We start from the raw sequence: 21,536 nt of genomic DNA on the forward strand, positions 1-21,536 counted from the left end.
AGTATTTGCAAACTTATTTAAAATCGAGGAGGATCAAATCATAAATGAAAAAAAGTAAGTCAAAAACGACACCGACAGAGCCAGAAAGAAAATTATGCCTATGCATGATTGTCAAAAATGAATCGAAAATTATCGAAAGATGTTTAGATGCAGCTAAACCGATTATTGATTATGTTTCGATTTGTGATACAGGCTCCACTGACCATACACCTGAAATCATTGAAGAATGGTGTGAGAAGAATCATATACCTGGTACTGTGCATCATGAGATGTTTAAAAATTTTGGCTACAATCGAAGTTTAGCGGCTTCGCTTGCGCAAAAGACTTATCCGGAAGCAGATTATTTACTATTGCTTGATGCCGATATGCTTTTAACGATAGAACCTCATTTTAATAAGCGTGGTTTAAATGACGATCAATATCTTACGCCACAATCTGACGGTCACATAAAATTTTGGTTAACTCGTCTTTTGAAAACATCTCTACCCTGGAGATCAGTTGGGGTGACACACGAATATTGGGAATTGGATCGGGAGAAGTTAGCTCTTGAGCGACCTATGCATGTAGGTACTGTAGGGAAGTTGGATGGTTTGATGATTTATGATCAAGCAGATGGAGGGAGTAGGGCTGATAAATTCGAACGAGATAAGCGATTATTATTAGAAGGAGTTACGGATCCAACAACTCCTCAAGATTTAAAACCTCGGTATATGTTTTATTTAGCCCAAACTTATCATTGCCTTGATGAACCTGAAGAAGCGATTATATGGTATAGGAAAAGAGTCGAAGCTGGCGGGTGGCAGGAAGAAGTGTTTTATGCTCTATTACAAATAGGTATGTGTTATGAGCGTCTCGCTAATAACTCTGCCTATAAACAGATGGAAAAAAGTGATTCGTCCGCAGTGGATGATTTAAAACGTCAAGAAGAACAATTCTTTGCTTTGGCTACTGTTTCTTTTCAAAATGCTTGGGCATACAGACCGAGCCGAGCGGAACCTTTATGTGCTCTTGCTAGAATGTATCGAAGTAAATCAAAGCATAGTGTAGGACTAATGTATGCTTTACAAGGAAAAGAAATTCCTTTCCCGAAAGACGATATTCTTTTTGTGGATTATCATGTGTATGATTATCTCTTTGATTATGAAATTTCTATATGTGCTTATTATGACGAAAGTAAACGCCACTTGGGCCGTGCTGCCCAAAAACGTCTTCAGTCTAAAATCAAAAAATTACCTCCTCATATTGTTACAGCTGTCGAAAATAACGCAAAATTCTATTAATCCCATACAATCGAATAAAACTAATTTAGGTATGTACAACTTTAAGTGAAAATTCATAATTTGGGTGATCTAAATGGCTATTTTAGTTACAGGTGGTGCAGGGTATATTGGTAGCCATATATGTGTTGAACTTCTTCAACAGGGCTATGAAGTCGTCGTCGTCGATAATCTTTCTAATAGTAGCTTTGAATCTATAAAAAGAGTTACAGCTATGACAGGAAAGAATATAAAATTTTACCAAATTGATATTCTCGAGCAAGAAAAATTAGATGTAGTTTTTTCTGAAAATATAATTGAAGCAGTCATTCATCTTGCTGGTCTGAAAGTGGTAGGTGAATCTGTTCAAAATCCTCTTCAATATTATAAAAATAATCTTATAGGGACTCTTATACTTTTTGAGGTTATGCACAAATATAATGTGAAGAAAATAGTATTCAGCTCATCTGCGACTGTTTATGATGTTCCTAAAACCGTTCCAATTTCGGAGGATTTTTCACTAGGAGCAACTAATCCTTACGGAAGAACAAAACTAATGATTGAAGAAGTGTTGAGGGATTTCTATATTTCTGATCATAATTGGAGTATCGTTATATTGCGTTATTTTAATCCTATTGGAGCACATCCAAGCGGGAATATTGGTGAAGACCCAAGTGGTATACCGAACAATCTAATGCCTTATGTTACTCAGGTAGCAGTAGGGAAGTTAAAGGAATTAACGGTCTTTGGAAATGACTATCCCACAGCAGATGGTACTGGTGTAAGAGATTATATTCATATTGTTGATTTAGTTGAGGGGCATATGAAAGCATTGGAGAAGACTATGACTTCTAAAGGAATAGAAGCCTATAATTTAGGTACTGGCATTGGGTATAGTGTATTAGAGATAATAAAAGCTTTTGAAAAAGTATCTGGACGTAAAATTCCGTATAAATTTGCTAAGCGTAGAGCTGGTGATATAGCAATCTGTTATGCGGACCCTCTAAAGGCAAAAATCGACTTAGGATGGATAGCTAAAAAGGGACTTGAGGAAATGTGTGCTGATTCATGGAGGTGGCAATCGAAAAATATGAATGGGTATAGCTGATATTCATGAGTATAAATGATTGATGTGAATGTATACCAGGAAAATATATTCCATACAAAATGTAAGCTGAAAAGGTTCGATATTAATAATTACTTATTCGGTTATACAGAGGAAAATCTTAATAAAGAGGAAATGCAAGAAATTATAGAAAGGCTTCAAACGGAGATGGATGAAATTTTTTATGGTGCCAATGTTCCGCATCCAATAGAAAAAAACAAGCATGCCGATTAAGGGATGCTTGTTTTTTTGAAAAGTTAATTTAAATGGAATGCCTGCACCAATACATACCCGAGGCATGTCAATAAGATAGAGCCGATCAGTCCAGCTAAAAAAGGTTTACCGCCATATTTTCTAAAAGTTACAAGGTCAATATTCAATCCTAGTCCTGCCATGGCCATAGCCATGAGGATATAGGAAAGCATAACAAGTTTATCAGCTAAAGGTTCAGGAACTGCACCAGTAGAGTAAATGGCACTCATTAATAAAAATCCAAAAATGAACCACGGTATCTGAATGGACTTCCAGGAAAATTTCTTTCTAACTGTTGATCGGTCTTTCCAATTCATGATGAACCCAATTAAAATGGCAACGGGAATGAGCAGGGCCACCCTTGTCAATTTGACCACCACTGCCAAGTCGACTGCCTCATTTCCCCCTGGTGCTGCTGCTGCGATGACATGAGCAATTTCATGGAGTGTCGCACCCGAAAAAATACCATATCCTTGATCGGATAACTCCAATAATGGATATAGGAACGTATATCCGAAAGTGAAGGTTGTGCCTAAAACAGCAACCGTCGCTACAGCTATTGCTGTATCTTTTTCCTTTGCTTTTATTTGGGAGGAAATTGCCAGGATGGCAGCAGCTCCGCAAATACCCGTTCCGCAAGCTGTCAATATGCCTAGCTTTTTCTCGACTTTAAATATGCGGGTCATTCCATAAACTACTAATATAGCAAATGCAAGACTAATGGCACCAACTGCAAATGTTTTCGGACCGGCATTAAAAATATCCTTTAGGTTCAAGCGCATGCCCAATAAGATAATGCCCACTCTCAAAAGGACTTTACTTGAATAATTTGTCCCTGCAACGGCGTAGGCTGGAACGCCAATTAGCGATTTCCAAACAACACCAATCAGTATCGCAATGACTAACTGTCCCATTATATGAAGGAATGGAAGCTCTGCTAAGTATTTTGCTGCAATGGCAATTAGCAAAGTCAATGCTATTCCTTTTGTAAATCCAAGTTTTTTAGTTTCAACGTTTGTTTGTTCCAGTGTGATCACTCCATCTATGTTGATGCCTTAACTTTAAAGCTTAATTAAAAATAAGTGAAATATATTTTTGCTATTTCAATGATTACTTCTACTTATGATAAAATGAAACGCATAGGTAAATAGGGAGGTAACCATGGATCCATTAAAAGTATTCGTAACCGTAATCGAACAGAAAAACTTTTCAAGAGCAGGGGACATTCTAAACCTGTCGCAGCCAGGAGTCAGTCTTCACATAAGGAATCTGGAAAATGAGTTAGGAACGAAATTAATTTATCGTTCTCCCAAACAAGTTCAAATAACAGAGCCGGGAAAAATTTTGTATAGACATGCAAAGCAAATGCTTAATCATTATGAGACAGCAAAAAGAGAAATAAATGAATTTAATAACGTGGTTAGCGGAACGATGAAAATAGGTGCAAGCTTCACGATAGGGGAATATTACCTTCCAAAAGTATTAGCAGAATTTGCGGCTCAATATCCAATGGTGGACATACAAATCATCATCTCGAATTCAAATGATGTCATTCAAGGAATACGTTCGAATAAGCTTGATATCGGCTTGATTGAAGGTGAAACGGAATATAAAGATATAGATGTCAGACCATTCATGAATGACGAGATGATAGTTGTCGTCCCCCCGGATCATCCACTTTCACAGATGGATCTCATCGAGGGCGCCTTGCTCCAAAACCAAACATGGGTACTAAGGGAGCAAGGATCGGGAACCCGTACATATTCCGATAAACTTCTCAGCAGTCTGGAGTTAAACATAAAGAAAACCTTTATTTTCACCAGTATCCAAGGAGTGAAAGAAGCGGTGATGGCTGGGCTTGGCATTGCCCTTTTATCCCGATTGACTGTACAAAAAGAATTGAAGTCCAATGAATTGAAAACCTTTCATTTGAAAAATGAGCCCATTATAAGACCTTTTTCGATCGTGAAAAAGTTGGACTTCGAAGCATCAAAAGCCATGGAGTTGTTTTTAAGGAAGGTCGAAGAATTTGCGATAAAGGGCCGTCCTAAATAAAACCCTTAACATTTGCTCATCCTTTCATTTTCAATGAAGAGGTTGGGCATTTTTAACGACGAAATATTATTAATTTTATTGAAAACGTCGAAAGTAATTTGGAATATGTCAATGATTAAACGAATTTTACGTATTTTAACATAATGGCAAACATATAAATTTAATAGGCAGTCTCCAGGAAGTTCTAAGTCCCTGTAGACTTTTCCTGATATTAATAATCTTAAAAGGAGCAACCACATTGGCTATAGAGGAGCAGAAAGATAAACGGATTTCTGTTTTCGACAGGATTATTGGATTCATGCCAAAATTTTATGTGATTGGAACAATTTTAATTTTTGTTTATACGCTAGTTGCGATGGCTCATTTAGGTATCCAAACTTTGAAAAAGCCAGAGGAAACCGTTGTACCTGCACCCCCTGTTTCTCAGGGCTTTGAACATACATTGATATCGTTAATCATCGAACCGATCGTAACGTCTGAATTTTATCAAATCATCTTTAACACGTTATTTCTTTACCTAGTTTGGATATTGCTTTTCCTATTAGCACCGATTGCTTTTTACCGTTTAAAACACTTTAAATTTTTTAATATCGAAATTGAAATTGAAAAACAAGATGCAGCCGTTTATGAAGTATTCAGCATGAGCAGTTCAAAAATGAAATTTGCTGCGTATTTAACATCCGAGGAATTTCAATTGGAGATATCAGAGGAAATTGCCAACAGCAAGGACTTTAAAACACCATTAATCTATACATTGGACTGTGCCGTGGATTTTTATTCCGATCAATTAGGACTTTCCTTTACCTATGATATCTATACCCTGAACCAGTTCAAAAAAGCAAAGCTTCCTAAATCCATCAAAGCGATGCTTGATAAGTCCATTCAAACCGGTGATCCGTGCATTACGAATAAAAGTAACAGCGATAGTGAATATTACAAGAATTTCCTTCTCTTTTATTTCGAAAACATGGACGGGAAATTCGTCACTGTCTTAAATAGTTATCAAACTGAATTCGATACATTTGATAAATCACTGCTTAAAATCCTGCAAAACGTCCTTTACGATTACTATTTACAATATAACTATATTTACGAAGCGAGCGAGAAGTTGGAAAAGAATGAAACCATTTCCCATAATAATTAAAAAAACCACTCTACAAGTGGTTATTTTTTTTGGATAGGTGATTGTTAATTATATTTTGGACAATTTCATTGTTCCCAATGAGCTCAGACGATTTATTTACATGCTGTTCCCGAAAATCCATGTTCTTTATTTTCTTAGACTTTTTCCCTTTTTTAAAATTATTGAAGGCATTTAAAAAAGCTATCTGAATCACTCCCCTTATAGATTAGTATATTCATATGATGGATAAAATTTCATGAAAAACCTCAATTTAGAGAAAAATATTTTGCGGATTTAGAGTGATGGAAATTACCTAAACAAAGCAATTATAGACATTTAGAAGAATTGTTTTTAATGTATAACCAAGGGTATTTTTTTGCTCTAATTATTGGTTATCCTGGCTTTTTTACAAGAATTAAAGAAATTTCCCCCAAAATATTGTATAGTTAGAATGTAGAGATTCGAACAAACATTCGTTTCTTAGGAACAAATTACTTCTTAGAGGGACAGGAGAGAGACAGTGAACGGTACAGCACACATGGCTTTAGGGGCTACAGTTGGATTCTTGACGGCAAACACACTTCAAACAGATCCGACCACCACTTTATTTTTGGTGGGCATTGGGGGCGTTTCAGGCCTTATGCCCGATATGGATATTGATGGAAAGTTAAGTAATAGGATTACCTTTTCACATAAGTTTATCCGAACGATAGCACAAACGATCGGGATTTTAATGATCATTTATAGTCTTTTGGAAGGCTCAGATACGGAAAAGTGGATCGGTGTAGGGGCAGGAATCGGAATCATCATTATTTCATCATTCATTAGGCAAAGGCATATGCTGACCCTGACTGGATTAGCGGTTTTAGGAGGCGGTTTATCTTTGCAGGAAAGCTGGTTGTGGCTGTTAGGCGTCTATATTATCCTAGCATCCTTTACACCACATAGAAGTTATACCCATTCGATTGCCGGTATCGCTTTCTTTGGTATCATTGCCTTTCAATTCGAAGCCTTTATGGGGATTGACGGAATTTTCGCCACTTGTTCATTAGGATACATAAGTCATTTAATTGCAGATTTGAAATGTTTACCTTTTAATAAACGTGGGGTGAAATTATTTCTTCCATTTTTCTCAAAAGAATTTTAACAGTGTTTTTCTTACCGCTGTTTTTCTATGTGGAAAAGTTAGTTTTAATAAAGGTGCTTTTCAATAAGTTAAATGGACACTGATTCGACTTTTTTTTATGTTTTATATGGTCATTCTTCCTATACTAAATGTAACATATTTGTAAGTTCCTGTGATGCGAGTGATATACCCATTCTAGTATATTAGGTTTAGCAAATCACATCAGGGGGTAAAATAATTTGTTTAAGAAAATTGTCGTCGGATTGTCATTGGCTATCATGCTTGTAACCGCATCCTTTGCTGGGGACCAAGTGGAAGCTGCTTCATATCATACAAAAGCGATTAAAGTGGCTAAAAGTGAATTAGGTACAAAATATAAAACGGGTGGCATTTCTTCTTCAGGTTTTGATTGCTCCGGTTTAGTGAAGTATTCATATCAAAAGGCTGGTAAGAATTTACCTAGAACTGCTGCTGACACATATAAAAAAGGAAAGAAAGTTAAAAGCCTGCAAAAAGGTGACTTAATGTTTTTTGCACTAAATAAAGCGAAAAAACCTACACATGTGGCTATATACATAGGAAACAATGAATTCATACACTCATCATCATCTAAAGGAGTTTCATACGCTAAAACCAATAATACCTATTGGAAGCCAAAGTATATTGGTGCGAAACGTATATAATAGAAGAAAATCAATGTTAATATAAAAAAGCTAAGAGACTTAATGAAGTCTCTTTCAATTTGTAGACAAAAAGGTTTCGGAAGGTTTCATTCTGAAACCTTTTTGATTTTTTATTGGAATTGAAGCAGCTATAGCGGAAAGGAAAGCATGGCATGGGTTGGACAACGAGGGGACTTTTAAGAAAGTATCGATATCACCTCAAGTATTAATACTACTTAAAAACAAAAAAGACTGTAGGCAAAAGTGTTCTATCTTAAAGTTAAAACAAAGTTGATTGGAACGGAAGGTGCGAGACTCCTGCGGGAAAAGCGCGTCAAGGGGAGACCCCACAGGCGCGAAGACGCCGAGGAGGCTCCCCGACCGCCCGCGGAAAGCGAGTACCTGGAGTGGAAATCCAACGTTTAAAAATTGTACAAACCTTAAAGAGACTTAATAAAGTCTTTTTTTGTTTTAAAAAATAAGAGTGGATGAGGCATATGGATAAGAGAATTGGCGTTTTGTTAATAGTTTAAGGTTATGGTGAGTCCTGAAGTGGGTAATCAATACTAACTGAATATACTAAGAGGCATACATAGAATCTTTTTATTTGACTGGAAATGGATAGTTTAATATGCTTAGCAAACCAATCCCAGGTAATTTCTATTTTTAAAATTCCCAGACAAAATTATTGAAAGTCAAAGAAGGTCAATGTATAATAAAGTCAGAAAGTCAAAGAAGGTCAAAGATTTTTAATTAAATAATTTTAAAGGAGGAGTACTACATGCTTTGTGAAAAATGCCATGTAAACCAAGCTAATGTTCAAGTTCACCTAAATATGAATGGTCAGGAGCATGATGTGAAACTGTGCTCCACTTGTTATAAAGAAGAGCGAAACAAACTTGGAGCAGCAATGGGCGGAATGGATATAGGTAAATTCCAATATAACGGATCTCCAAATTCATTCAATCCATTTAATTATAATGATGTACCAAAACTGGATTCAGCCGAACATGCCGGGGACGGAGGATTACTTGAGGAGTATGGCCGCAATTTGACCGATGCTGCTAAAGCAGGACTTATTGATCCGGTTATCGGAAGAAATGAAGAAATCAAACGCGTCATTGAAATATTAAATAGACGCAATAAAAATAATCCAGTTTTAATCGGTGAACCTGGTGTCGGTAAAACAGCCATTGCTGAAGGTCTTGCACTAGCGATAGTTGAAGGTTCAGTGCCTGTTAAATTACGTAATAAGCTTGTATATATGCTTGATATAGCGTCCCTTGTTTCGAATACTGGAATTAGAGGGCAATTCGAAGAACGAATGAAGCAATTGATCAGCGAATTACAGGAAAGAAAAAATGTCATTTTATTCATCGATGAAATTCATCAACTTGTGGGAGCGGGTTCAGCCGAAGGATCAATGGATGCAGGAAATATCCTGAAGCCTGCACTTGCACGCGGCGAACTTCAGCTTGTCGGTGCAACCACTTTATCCGAATATAGGAAAATTGAAAAAGATGGTGCCCTTGAAAGACGCTTCCAACCAGTACACGTTAATGAGCCGACAACTGCTGAGGCATTGGTCATCTTACGTGGTTTAAAAGATAGTTATGAATCTTATCATGGTGTAACATATAGTGAGGAAGCCCTAAAAGCGGCTGTTGAACTCTCGAACCGCTATATTCAAGACCGATTCCTGCCTGACAAGGCAATAGACTTAATGGATGAAGCTGGTTCCAAATTGAACTTGACCATCGAAGACGGCCAGGTAGAAAACATGAAAGAGCGACTGGCGCAAATTTATAAAGAAAAAGAAATGGCCTTAAAAGAAGAAGCATATGAAAAAGCTGCCGTTCTTCGTGATGAAGAAGAAAAACTGGAAAAGTCATTGCAAGCAGGGGAAGATGCAATTAAGCCAACCGTTACCGTTGAAGTCATTCAAAATATCATCGAACAAAAGACTGGTATTCCTGTAGGTAAGCTCCAAGAAGATGAGCAAGAAAGAATGGTTCATCTCCAAGCGGAGCTTATGAAAAAAGTAATCGGGCAGGAAGAGGCCGTCAAAAAGGTTTCGAAGGCCGTTCGAAGAAGTCGTGCCGGGTTAAAATCCAAAAATCGTCCTACCGGTTCTTTCCTTTTTGTTGGTCCGACAGGAGTCGGTAAAACCGAATTGGCGAAAACTCTTGCTGAGGAATTGTTTGGGGACAAGGAAGCGATGATTCGTCTTGACATGAGTGAATTCATGGAGAAACACAGTGTTTCTAAATTAATCGGTTCTCCTCCTGGATATGTAGGACATGAGGAAGCTGGACAATTGACAGAAAAAGTTCGCCGCAAGCCTTACAGTATCATCTTATTGGATGAAATCGAAAAGGCACATCCGGATGTAATGCATATGTTCCTGCAAATCATGGAAGATGGCCGCTTAACTGACAGTCAAGGCCGGACCGTAACTTTTAAAGATACCGTGATCATCATGACAAGTAATGCTGGAGTCGGTGAGAAACAAAAAGTAATGGGATTCGGTACAAGTTCAGCTGTGGAAGAGGCTTCAATCCTACAATCTTTAGGCAGCTTCTTCAAACCGGAATTCTTGAACCGATTCGATAGCATCATTGAATTCTCGGCATTGAAGAAAGAAGATCTTCTGCAAATCGTTGATATCATGATTCACGAGCTAGACGAAACACTTGCTGCAAATGGTTTATCTTTAGATGTAACTAATGAAGCGAAACAAAGGCTAATTGAACTCGGATATCACCCAACTTTCGGAGCGAGACCGCTCCGGCGAGTTCTTCAAGAACAGCTCGAAGACGGCATCACTGACTTTATCTTTGAGCAGCCTGAAGTTAAGAACTTCACTGCAATTGTTGAGGATACCTCTGTGAAAATTATTAAAACACCATAAAGAGTACTAGAAATGCCTCCAAGACCGTAAAACTGTTATGGAGGCATTTTTTTTATCTTTTTTTGGATTCACTTTTCATAAAACGATAGGTAAGGTCCGGCTAAATGACCTGCAGCTTTCGATTATTAAATATAGATTTCTTTATTTTCGACATATATTGCAGATCGAATGTTTTGATGGGGAATGCTTGTTGAATCATAACATAAGGGAAGATTCGCTCATGATTATAAAAATTAATAATTCCTGTTCTAAAATGGGAATTTCAATGGAGGAATGACCTATTAAAGATTCACTTTCTTATTTTGAAGAGGAAAATAAAAATAATCGAAAACCTAAGGATAATGAAACGGAAAATCAGTTGGAATCCCTGCCGATTGCAAATATTAATCCGGTAAACCCGTCAGAATTGGATGAACTATATTTCTATGAAGGCAAAGATTTAGGAAATTCCTATTTTAAAGATAAAACGGCATTCCGATTATGGGCACCACTTGCATCTGATGCTAAGCTAGTTACTTATAAACATTGGGATGATACAGATGGAATGGAGATTCAAATGGTTCGTTCGGAAAAGGGGACCTGGACCATTGAGCTGAACGGAAATCAGGATGGATTGATTTACACATATAAAGTGAGAGTGGGAGAAACCTGGAGTGAAGCCGTCGATCCATATGTTCGTGCAGTTACTGTTAATGGTATTAAAGGAGTAGTGATAGATTTAACAGATACCAACCCTGAAAGGTGGACACGGGATAAACCACCTCTCGAAAAGGCTGAGGACATAGTCATTTATGAATTGCATACTCGGGATTTGTCGATTCATCCTGAAAGCGGAATCCATCATAAAGGTAAATTCTTAGGGGTAATTGAAGCCGGAACCAAAGGTCCAGAAGGAGCGAAAACGGGACTTGATCATATTAAAGATCTAGGTGTTACTCATGTTCAGTTTATCCCGATATTCGATTTTGCTACAGTCAATGAAATGAAATTGAATGAACCACAATATAACTGGGGATATGATCCGCAGAATTATAATGCTCCCGAGGGCTCTTATTCAACTGATCCGTATCAACCAAAAGTCAGGATCCGGGAGTTAAAGGAAATGATTCAAGGTTTACATGATCACGGGTTACGAGTAATCATGGATGTTGTATATAATCACGTTTATTCAGTGGAGGACTCAAACTTCCATAAACTCGTTCCCACTTACTTTTTTCGCTATAACGCCGACGGCACCTTATCTAATGGAACTGGTGTAGGAAATGATACCGCGTCTGAACGTAAAATGATGAGAAAATTCATCGTTGAATCCGTGACCTATTGGGCGAAGGAATTTAACCTTGATGGTTTCCGTTTCGATTTAATGGGGATTCATGATGTGGAAACGATGAATGAAGTGAAAAAGGCACTGGCGGAAATTGATCCGACCCTCATTGTTTTGGGCGAAGGTTGGGATATGGATACCCCCTTGGCGCAAGAGCTGAAAGCAAATCAAAAGAATGCTTTTAAAATGCCTGGAATCGCTCACTTTAATGATGCGATCCGTGATGGCTTAAAAGGGTTTGTTATGAATGAACATGATAAAGGATTCGTGAATGGCAAACCGGGAATGGAAGATATTATAAAAAAAGGCATCGCTGGTGGTTTAAAATATGATGAAGATATCGCAACATATCAAAGACCAGATCAAGTGATCAATTATGTTGAAGCACATGATAATTATACTTTATGGGATAAGCTACTTATCACTAATCCAGATGCGACAGAAGAAAAACGGAAACAGATGCATAAATTAGCTTCGGCAATTGTCTTACTGTCACAGGGAATTCCAATGATACATGCTGGACAAGAGTTCATGCGTACGAAGGATGGAGATGAAAATAGCTATCAATCTTCTGATTGGATTAACCGGTTGGATTGGAAAAGGAGAGCGGAGTTAGATCGGGAAGTGGAGTATATGAAAGGGCTAATTTCAATCAGGAAAAATCATTCTGTTTTTAGGTTAAGCACACCCGAAGAAATCGAGGAGCATTTACAATTCATTGATGCACCGCCAAATGTGGTTGCATTCACTTTAAAACAAAAGGATTCAACAATTGCAGTGATTCATAATGCAAATTGGGACGCGATTACCAATTCCCTTCCCCACGAAGGTAATTGGTCCGTTATAGTGGATGGTCAGCAGGCGGGCCTGGAAGAAATAGAAAGAATTAAAGGAAGTCAGATAACCGTTGCGCCTTTAAGTTCGTTTGTATTGAAAGCAAACTCTAACCAATAATAATAAAGTCGAAGTGAATACTATGTCTCACTTCGACTTTAGTTCATTTCTGATATGAAATTGGTCAAATGAAGTCTTCCATTATTCACTTTCGCTGGTTTGAGAAAAAATGTGCGGGGGTAGAAAACACTTAATGATGAATTTTATCGTTTTTTAAGAGGGGAGCGATTATTTTGCCAGAGAAAGTGCATATAAAAATCAATGGAGCTGAGACCAGTCTGGAAGGTAATCAAACAATATTACAAATGCTGACGGATAGCTCCATTGAAGTCCCGAATGTTTGTTACCATCCTAGCCTAGGTCCTATCGAAACATGTGATACATGTTTAGTGAGTGTTAATGGAGAACTTGTAAGGTCTTGTTCCACCAAGATCAAGGATGGTGATGTAATTGATACAGTTGCACCTGATGTAAAAGAAGCACAGGTCATGGCGATGGACAAGATATTGTATAACCATGAGCTTTATTGTACGGTTTGCGATTATAATAATGGCGGTTGTGAAATACACAATACGGTTAAGGAAATGAAGGTAAATCATCAAAGTGTTCCTTTTGATCAAAAACCATATGAAGTGGATCGGTCGAATCCATTCTATCGATATGATCCGGATCAATGCATCCTTTGCGGCCGTTGTGTTGAAGCGTGTCAAGATGTACAGGTCACCGAAACATTGACCATTGATTGGGAAGCAAAACGCCCGCGTGTCATTTGGGATGATAATGTTCCAATCAATGAATCTTCATGTGTGTCATGTGGACACTGTTCAACTGTATGTCCGTGTAATGCAATGATGGAAAAAGGAATGGAAGGGGAAGCCGGATTTTTAACCGGCATTGCCAAACAAACACTTCGACCAATGATAGAAATTACGAAAAATGTTGAAACGGGTTATGGCTCGATTTTAGCGATTTCAGATATGGAATCCGCCATGAGGGATGCAAGGATCAAGAAGACAAAAACGGTTTGTACATACTGTGGGGTAGGATGCAGCTTTGACGTTTGGACCAAAGATCGTAAAATCCTTAAGATCGAACCGCAAGTGGAGGCACCTGCAAATGGGATTTCGACTTGTGTAAAAGGGAAATTCGGATGGGATTTCGTGAATAGTGAAGAAAGACTCACAAAACCTTTAATTAGGGAAGGGGATGCGTTCAGGGAAGCTGAATGGGAAGAAGCCCTTGAATTGATTTCCCGTAAATTCACTGAAATCAAAGATTCTAACGGTCCGGATTCGATGGCTTTCATAACATCTTCCAAATGCACCAATGAAGAGTCCTATTTAATGCAAAAGCTGGCTAGGGGAATCATTGGCACCAATAATGTGGATAACTGTTCCCGGTATTGTCAGACACCGGCTACTTTAGGACTATTCAGAACGGTTGGATATGGCGGAGATACAGGGGGCATAAAGGATATCGAAAAGTCCGAACTTGTATTGATCATAGGCTCCAATACATCCGAATCACACCCCGTGTTGGCTACAAGAATCAAACGTTCCCATAAACTAGGTAAACAGAAGCTGATAGTGGCGGACATCAGAATGCATGAAATGGCTGAACGTTCCGACCTCTTCATCCAGCCTGCTCCAGGATCGGATATCATATGGCTGTCGGCCGTGACTAAATATATCGTCGACAAAGGATGGACAGATACAGACTTTATCAAAAATCGTGTAAATGGAATGGAAGAATACATCAAGACTTTGGAACCTTACACAATGGAATATGCAGAAAAAGTAACTGGTGTAGCTAAGGAAGATTTAATTACGTTGGCAGAATCCATTCATGAAGCGGGAAGCGTTGCAACGCTTTGGGCCATGGGCGTTACCCAGCATGGAGGAGGAAGCGATACAAGTACTGCAATTTCCAATTTATTGCTTATAACAGGCAACTACGGTAAACCTGGAACAGGTACCTACCCTTTACGCGGCCATAATAATGTTCAAGGAGCCAGCGATTTTGGCAGTATGCCGGATCGCCTGCCAGGTTATGAAAAAGTAACAGATGAAAAGGTCCGCTTGAAATATGAAAACATCTGGGGTGCAAAAATACCAGAAAATCCTGGCCTGAATAATCATGAAATGGTCGAAGGGATACATGCAGGTACCATCAAAGCAATGTACTTAAAAGGTGAAGATATGGGTCTGGTCGATTCGAATATCAATCATGTCCATAAAGCATTTGAAAAACTGGACTTCTTTGTGGTACAAGATATCTTCTTATCAAGAACGGCTGAATTCGCGGATGTCGTCCTTCCCGCAAGCCCAAGCTTTGAAAAAGAAGGTACCTTCACGAATACGGAACGCCGTATTCAACGTCTTTATCAAGTCTTTGAACCGCTTGGCGACTCAAAGCCTGATTGGCAAATCATAATGAATGTCGCTAATTCGTTAGGAGCCGGCTGGAATTATGAGCATCCAAGTGAAATTATGGAAGAAGCCGCTAAACTATCACCATTATATGCAGGAGTAAGTTATGAACGCTTGGAGGGTTATAACAGTCTTCAATGGCCAGTGACGCCAGATGGTAAAGATACGCCACTGTTATTCACGGAAGCTTTTCCTTTCCCTGATGGAAAAGCAAGGTTATTTCCAGTCGAATGGACCAAACCGATTGACTTTGGGGATGAGTTCGATATCCATGTGAATAATGGCCGTTTATTGGAACATTTCCATGAAGGAAACATGACTTATAAATCAAAAGGCATTACTTCCAAAACGCCAAAAGTCTTCCTTGAGGTATCCCGGGAATTGGCAAAAGATAGAGGGCTTGAAGATGGCACTCTTGTTCGGCTTACTTCACCATATGGAAATGCAAAAGTGCAATGCCTGATTACGGATCGTGTAAAAGGTAAAGAAGTTTATCTGCCAATGAACGATTCAGGTGACGGGGCAATCAACCAATTGACAAGCAGCCATTCAGATAAAGATACTGATACTCCTGCCTATAAGGAAGTTCAAGCAAAAATGGAAGTGCTCAGGGTCAAAGGAGACAATCCATTGCCGAGTATCAACCATCGTAATGGTAATCCACAGCCGCAGATAGGTGTACAAGTACAAAAAAAATGGGCCCGCGAAGATTATATATTCCCTGGTGACCTCTTGAAGATGAAAAAGGAGGAGAGGAACCGTGGCTAAAGCGACAAAAGTGATCAATCGAATCTCCATTAGCGATGAAGAAAGAAGAAGAATTGAACTCGAGGATATCGAGCGTACCCTTTTGGAAAATAAAGAAGTGATTAAAGAAACGTTTGAAGTCATGAAGGGCATGCAGGATCGTGGGATTTTATCAATGGTTAACAGCTTGTTGAAGGAAGGGGACAAAGTGCTGAACATTCTTGTCAAGACAGCAGACACCCCTGAAACGGCAAATACGCTAAAAAATCTGCTTCTCATACTTGGCACGTTAGGAACACTTAATGTTCAGCAGCTTGAACCGCTTATCCTCAAGGTCAATTCAGGGATTGCCCGTGTGGCAGAGTCTGATAAAATGCCGGAAAAGCCAAGCTACCTAGCATTGCTGCGTTCCTTGAATGACCAAGAAGTCAAACAAGCTATGACTTTTCTGATGACCTTTCTTAAAGGAATGGGAGAAGATACAAGCGATTTAGAAAGAACAACTCAATTACCAGAGAATCAGCATTTGCATAAAGCGAATGAAACAGCGGACATAGAACGGCCGACCTCCAGAAAATCATACGGATCGAGTATACCCAGTAAAAGCGGAAGCGAAAAAAAACGAAACACCAGCTTGTTTTGGATCGCAGCAGGAGTTTCACTCGTAACCATTCCGCTAACTTTATCCAAATGTAAGAAGTAAAGTACCCTGGTCGTTCATATTCGGAAAATTGAAACGAAGTAAAATCGTGAACGAGTGATGATGACGATTACCCACCAAAATAAAAAGCCGATGGAAGGTGAGGTAATAAAATTAATACTCCAGGTAAAAATATCATTAGCACAACTAAAAGTGAGCAAAGCGACTATGGAACCACTAATGAAGTGTTATTATATGAAACCATTCTTCTCCACGAGCTACTGTGAAATATTGTTTGATGCTATAGAAAGAGTGAAATATGTTTAAGCCCTGCAGGTTGTCAAGGAGTATAATAAGTAAATAAGTGCCTAACAAAATTAACAATGATGGCAGCGTTCTCACGACAATATCACCTCATTCTTTTTTCTTAAAGTGCGGTTAATACTTTAAAATTATGTACGAAGTCTTACCAGAAAGTCATTTTAGTAAACTTGTCATTTTAATTCCTTATAATTAAGGAAGCTTATGCTTGTAGAAATACCTTGCGTGCCATAAAATGGGAGTATAAAAAAGATCAAGGAGTGTATAAATGAAGCTAAAATTAATGACCGTCACTTTGGGAATCTGTTCTTCATTAATACTTTCAGGCTGTTCAAGTGAAGAGGAAAGCGTTGTAAAAAAAGAAAGCAGTCATGAAGGACATTCTGAGCATACGGTATCCGGAGATCTTCAGGAGGAGACCAGCAGTAAGGAAATAGCACCGGATTTCTTATCTGAAAAACCAGAAGATATGAAGACAATCTATTTAGCTGTTGCACAAAATAAAGATTTACTAGAAAAAATACCTTGTTACTGCGGTTGCGGGGAATCAGCTAACCATAAAAATAATTATGATTGTTTTATCCATGAGAATAAAAAAAATGGTGAAGTGGTTTGGGATGATCACGGGACAAGATGCGGAGTTTGCTTAGAAATTGCTGCGCAATCCATATTGGACTTGAATGACGGTATGAGCGTCAAAGAGATCCGGGACAAAGTCGATGAAAAATATAAAAGCGGATATGCTAAACCAACTCCTACTCCTGAAGTGTAAGTACAAAAAAAGTATGAAAAATTCAAGTGAAAATGATAGTTTGGAAAATACGGCTTTTGCCCGATATTCATTCGGAAAAAGGCCGTTTTTTTAATTTCTCGGCGTCATGGATTCTTTCACATTTATAATATTGGTCTCATAGGGGAATACTTCCATTAAACATTCAACGTGAAAGGAGCTATCACTTTGACATTAATCCGCCTTGGTTATGTAGCCATGAGTAATCATGTGCCAAACTGTTCACCATCCCAAACGATGACTTTTGCTCAGTTTTCGAAAATGAAGGACAGAGATGCAGCGATAAGGAAGCTCGAACGCATTTCGATATCCAATCTTCATAATTGCTGGCGTTTACTGATTCATAACGAAGCTAATAATATTCAGTTTTTTAGGCTTTCTTCAAAACTTATCCCTTTAGCCAATCATCCAGAAATTCCAGAATGGGATTACATAGATCCTATTTCAGAAGAACTGGCTAAATTAAAAACATTCATAAAGAATCACCCAAAAATTAGGATAGATTTTCACCCAGATCATTTTGTCATCTTGAATAGCTCAAATATCGATATACTGAAGACATCCTTAAAAACATTAAGGATGCACTTTACTTTATTGAAAAAAATGGGAGTGGATCCCGAGCACCGCTGTGTTTTGCATGTTGGCGGCGGTTATGGCGAGCATGTACAGGCATTAGAGCAGTTTATCCATAATTGGGGTTTGATTCCGGAATCGATTCAAAGAATGGTCATTCTTGAGAATGATGATACCACCTATACGTTGTCGGAAACCCTTTATTTATGTGAAAAATTAGGCATACCAATGGTTTTTGATTATCACCATTACCTCGCACATCAGTTACCAAGTGAAGATTGGAAAGATCATTGGGACCGAATATTGAATACCTGGAGTAATTCCAAGCTACCCCCTAAAATGCATATTTCAAGTCCAAGGTCCGATAAAGAATTTCGAGCACATGCTGATTTTGTGGATACTGGAATGTTCATGGAATTTTTGCAACAAATAAAGGGAAGCCTACCACAGCTGGATTGCATGATTGAAGCAAAACAGAAGGATGGAGCACTTTTCCAGTTGATGGATGAGCTGAAAAGTCACAAAGACATAGAAATCATTGATGATGCCAGTTTTTATATTCATTAATTGATTGGGGTAATATTTGACAAAGGGAAGTAAATAAGATTCTCTTTATCAAATATATAGTGTTTACATAACATGATTATTGTTAATTGTTTGGTCTCTAATCCAGCATTCGAATTCCGTTCTCATTGAAAAATTGTTTAGAAAGAAAGCGGGGGTAAAAAGTCATAAAAAGTTATTGCAAAACTTCTTCATTAACAATCTGGTTAACAGGGGAGCAGTGGCACTTTTTTTATAATTGGGAATACGATAGTTGTTCTGTTGTCTGTTTGAGCAGCTTTCATTTTCCTTCGGAAGAGATCGCTGCCTATCTCCAAGGTTCATTTATTTTTACAGGAAATATTGTAATCAAAACCGAATATTCCATAGCATGGTGAAATCGGCATTTTTTAATATAGAAAGCAGACTATGTTAAAAATTAGAAAAATAGTTATTTTTAATATTGCATGTACAAAAATATAATAAAAGTCATAAAAAACGAGCTCCATATTTAGCTTTTAAAGCTGTTGTTTTATTTTATTGGAGTCATAAATCAAGAATAAGTTAAAAAGGCTCTATGAATCTATATAGCCAGTTAATGACGGTTGGTAGATTTTAGGGGCTTTCCAGTTTGTTTTTATTAGAATATTCTGAATGTAACAAAGGACCTCTATTGATACATTCGAAAACGCATTAAACCAAGGTTTATAAGGGGATCAAAATTTATAAAACTTGCCTTTTTTTCAACTGTTCACGTACAATGAAAGAAGGGGAAAGGGGAATGAGCCATTCATGCAAGCAACCTCTCAACGAATTAAAAATGTCCAGCCGATACGCCGGTTGGATCACATAGAAAAGATGAAAAAGTCACTATTAAAATATTGCAGCTACAGGGATTATATGATGTTTTCAATCGGGATAAACATCGGGTTACGTATAGGGGATCTTTTACAATTGCGAGTGAAAGACATTCTTGAGGGTACGCATATTGTCATTGTGGAGCAAAAAACAGATAAAATTAAACGGTTCCTTGTCAATCCTCAACTTCGTAAGGAAGTTAGGAAGTATGTCCGGAAATCGAACCTGAAAAATGAACAGTATTTATTTCCAAGTCGAAAAGGTAATGGTCCAATCACTAGGGTACAGGCCTATCGGGTTCTAAACAAAGCGGCTGAAATGGCAGACATTCCGGATGTCGGTACACATACCCTTCGAAAAACCTTCGGCTATTTACATTATCAAAAATTCAAAGATATCGCTTTACTGCAGCAAATCCTTAATCATTCCAATCCCAAAGATACGATGATTTACATAGGACTCACACAGGATTTAATGGACGAAACATTAATGGATTTCTATTATTAACTGAAAAGGACGAAGTACAACTCCTGTATTACTCAGTATTTTTATATGGATATCACAATCCTTCAATTGGGAGTTATTTCAGAGTAAACATTTTTTCGATATATCTGAATGGGTAGATAAAACTAGTATCATTGGTGTGGAGAGGTGGAATGGGATACGCGCCTTTTGTTAGGAATATCGACTTCATTGAGGATTTTGAAAATTATAAGAGTTTTGGCCGGGTAATGGACAGAGTTTTAAATCAACCGAATGACTTCTCAAAAAAGACTAGAATATATAGTCTTTTTTTCTTCACCGTACTGATTTTTATAAAGAATCACTGGATTTAGTATATTAGAAACATTTATTTTTCTGAAATTCTGTTGTTTTCCTGTTTAACAAATAATGAAACAGAAAGTTATCAGTAATGAATGGTTGTTGCAAAACACAGTTACTATAATAATGTTATGTTAACTAATGCTCGATATTATCCTACTGTCAAAGGACTCATCAGATGAACTGCACCTCAATCGTTAGAGAAACTCTCATAATTGGGGTGCAGTATGGAGTGGTTGCCAGGAATATTGGTAATTAGTTCGGTTATAAGGTACTCATATTCGTCATCTTATCTAGCTCCAAAGGCAAAAAAGCATATTCTCCGTCCTTAATAATCTCACATTTACGAACGGGAATTGGCTGTTTAAAAATGGGACCATCTATTACTGTCGTATGAAACTCTCCGCCTTCTCCGCAGGGGTCAATGCCGCGAGCTTCAAGTTCCTTTACGTATTCATGAGTTAACGTTCGCCCTAAATCATCCTCTCGCATTCCCAATGATAAATTAACGGTTACGATGATCGTTACAAATCCTAGATTCATGAACTCTTCGACAGCTTCACGATGATTCATTTCCCATAAAGGCATTCCAAGCTTCAACCCGGCATTCTTCGTAACCTTATCATGCCAACAGCCATGGGCAGGCATATCCAAGTCTCCTGTTACTAAAACTTCTGCTCCTTGATTTTTAGCATTTTCTAAAAGGCGCATAAATACTTTTTCATAATCGGTCCAACTGGCAGCTGCAGTATATACAGCCAATCCTATTGATTCAGCTTGGGCATGTATGAGTTCCGGAGGCATTCCATGGGATCTGGAACGTTTTCCTTCTTCCTCCAGCATGACGATCAGTCCAACCGCTTCTCCAATATTCATTGCTTTATAAAGGGCTAAGACACTATCCTTTCCTCCGCTAAAAGAAGCTATGAACTTATGACCGCGAGCACTATTTTTCCAATCGATTAATTCTGCCATTCATATTTTCCCCTTATTCTAATGACTTTTTGCCAATTTCCTATTTTATAGATGCATTTTCTTAACTATATTTGTTTGATTTTATCACGGTTGAAGCTTTCAGATAAGATATTAATGCATTCTGATACAA

The 21,536-nt window shown here is 38.0% G+C and carries 14 protein-coding genes and 3 pseudogenes; 14 read left to right on the top strand and 3 right to left on the bottom strand.

Annotated elements, in window-relative coordinates; genetic code table 11:
- Positions 1-44 precede the first annotated feature (44 nt).
- From V3595_RS05290 to V3595_RS05300, 3 genes and pseudogenes are all read left to right on the top strand, one after another.
- The gene (locus tag V3595_RS05290; protein ID WP_485905791.1) at positions 45-1,280 is read left to right on the top strand and encodes a glycosyltransferase; all 1,236 of its coding nucleotides are present in this window, start codon (positions 45-47) and stop codon (positions 1,278-1,280) included.
- Positions 1,281-1,353: 73 nt separating this feature from the next.
- A complete protein-coding gene (gene galE, locus V3595_RS05295; protein ID WP_485905793.1) occupies positions 1,354-2,364 on the top strand; it encodes a UDP-glucose 4-epimerase GalE in 1,011 nt (336 codons plus the stop codon).
- Positions 2,365-2,379: 15 nt separating this feature from the next.
- Positions 2,380-2,595, top strand: a pseudogene (locus V3595_RS05300) (hypothetical protein); the annotation flags it as partial.
- Positions 2,596-2,618: 23 nt separating this feature from the next.
- On the opposite strand, the gene V3595_RS05305 reads toward V3595_RS05300, so the two are convergent.
- Positions 2,619-3,641, bottom strand: a complete 1,023-nt coding sequence (locus V3595_RS05305; protein WP_485906747.1) for a YeiH family protein — start codon at positions 3,639-3,641, stop codon at positions 2,619-2,621.
- 133 nt (positions 3,642-3,774) lie between these two features.
- Here V3595_RS05305 and V3595_RS05310 point away from each other — a divergent pair, with 133 nt between their 5' ends.
- The 8 genes and pseudogenes from V3595_RS05310 to V3595_RS05345 form a co-directional block, all read left to right on the top strand.
- On the top strand, positions 3,775-4,668 hold the full coding sequence (locus tag V3595_RS05310) for a selenium metabolism-associated LysR family transcriptional regulator (protein ID WP_485905795.1): 894 nt from the start codon (positions 3,775-3,777) through the stop codon (positions 4,666-4,668).
- 238 nt (positions 4,669-4,906) lie between these two features.
- Positions 4,907-5,812 (top strand): hypothetical protein, encoded by a 906-nt coding sequence (locus tag V3595_RS05315; RefSeq protein WP_402905475.1) that lies wholly within the window; start codon positions 4,907-4,909, stop codon positions 5,810-5,812.
- Positions 5,813-6,311: 499 nt separating this feature from the next.
- A complete protein-coding gene (locus tag V3595_RS05320; protein ID WP_485905797.1) occupies positions 6,312-6,938 on the top strand; it encodes a metal-dependent hydrolase in 627 nt (208 codons plus the stop codon).
- A gap of 218 nt (positions 6,939-7,156) precedes the next feature.
- Entirely contained in the window at positions 7,157-7,600 is a 444-nt protein-coding gene (locus V3595_RS05325) for a C40 family peptidase (protein WP_485905798.1), read from the top strand.
- A gap of 760 nt (positions 7,601-8,360) precedes the next feature.
- Complete coding sequence (locus V3595_RS05330; RefSeq protein WP_485905800.1) at positions 8,361-10,490, top strand: ATP-dependent Clp protease ATP-binding subunit; 2,130 nt, start codon at positions 8,361-8,363, stop codon at positions 10,488-10,490.
- Positions 10,491-10,881: 391 nt separating this feature from the next.
- Positions 10,882-12,768 (top strand): annotated as a pseudogene (gene pulA, locus V3595_RS05335) (type I pullulanase); the annotation flags it as partial.
- A gap of 173 nt (positions 12,769-12,941) precedes the next feature.
- Complete coding sequence (gene fdhF / locus V3595_RS05340; RefSeq protein ID WP_485905802.1) at positions 12,942-15,905, top strand: formate dehydrogenase subunit alpha; 2,964 nt, start codon at positions 12,942-12,944, stop codon at positions 15,903-15,905.
- Positions 15,898-16,419, top strand: a pseudogene (locus V3595_RS05345) (helical membrane plugin domain-containing protein); the annotation flags it as partial. The gene fdhF and the pseudogene V3595_RS05345, both read left to right, overlap by 8 nt.
- 342 nt (positions 16,420-16,761) lie before the next feature.
- On the opposite strand, the gene V3595_RS05350 reads toward V3595_RS05345, so the two are convergent.
- Positions 16,762-16,926, bottom strand: coding sequence for a YczF family membrane protein (locus tag V3595_RS05350; protein ID WP_485905804.1), 165 nt, complete (start codon positions 16,924-16,926; stop codon positions 16,762-16,764).
- Between the two features lie 187 nt (positions 16,927-17,113).
- On the opposite strand from V3595_RS05350, the gene V3595_RS05355 reads away from it, so the two are divergent.
- The 3 genes from V3595_RS05355 to V3595_RS05365 all read left to right on the top strand — a co-directional run bounded on the left by V3595_RS05355 (position 17,114) and on the right by V3595_RS05365 (position 20,116).
- Positions 17,114-17,617 (top strand): PCYCGC motif-containing (lipo)protein, encoded by a 504-nt coding sequence (locus V3595_RS05355; protein WP_485905806.1) that lies wholly within the window; start codon positions 17,114-17,116, stop codon positions 17,615-17,617.
- Between the two features lie 186 nt (positions 17,618-17,803).
- Positions 17,804-18,775 (top strand): UV DNA damage repair endonuclease UvsE, encoded by a 972-nt coding sequence (uvsE, locus tag V3595_RS05360; protein ID WP_485905808.1) that lies wholly within the window; start codon positions 17,804-17,806, stop codon positions 18,773-18,775.
- A gap of 768 nt (positions 18,776-19,543) precedes the next feature.
- On the top strand, positions 19,544-20,116 hold the full coding sequence (locus V3595_RS05365; RefSeq protein ID WP_194719377.1) for a site-specific integrase: 573 nt from the start codon (positions 19,544-19,546) through the stop codon (positions 20,114-20,116).
- Positions 20,117-20,695: 579 nt separating this feature from the next.
- Here V3595_RS05365 and V3595_RS05370 read toward each other — a convergent pair.
- On the bottom strand, positions 20,696-21,406 hold the full coding sequence (locus V3595_RS05370) for a Dph6-related ATP pyrophosphatase (RefSeq protein ID WP_485905810.1): 711 nt from the start codon (positions 21,404-21,406) through the stop codon (positions 20,696-20,698).
- Positions 21,407-21,536: the final 130 nt, after the last annotated feature.

Origin of the sequence: Bacillus sp. CFBP9009, from assembly GCF_036541465.1 — a bacterium.
Lineage (GTDB): Bacteria > Bacillota > Bacilli > Bacillales > DSM-1321 > Peribacillus.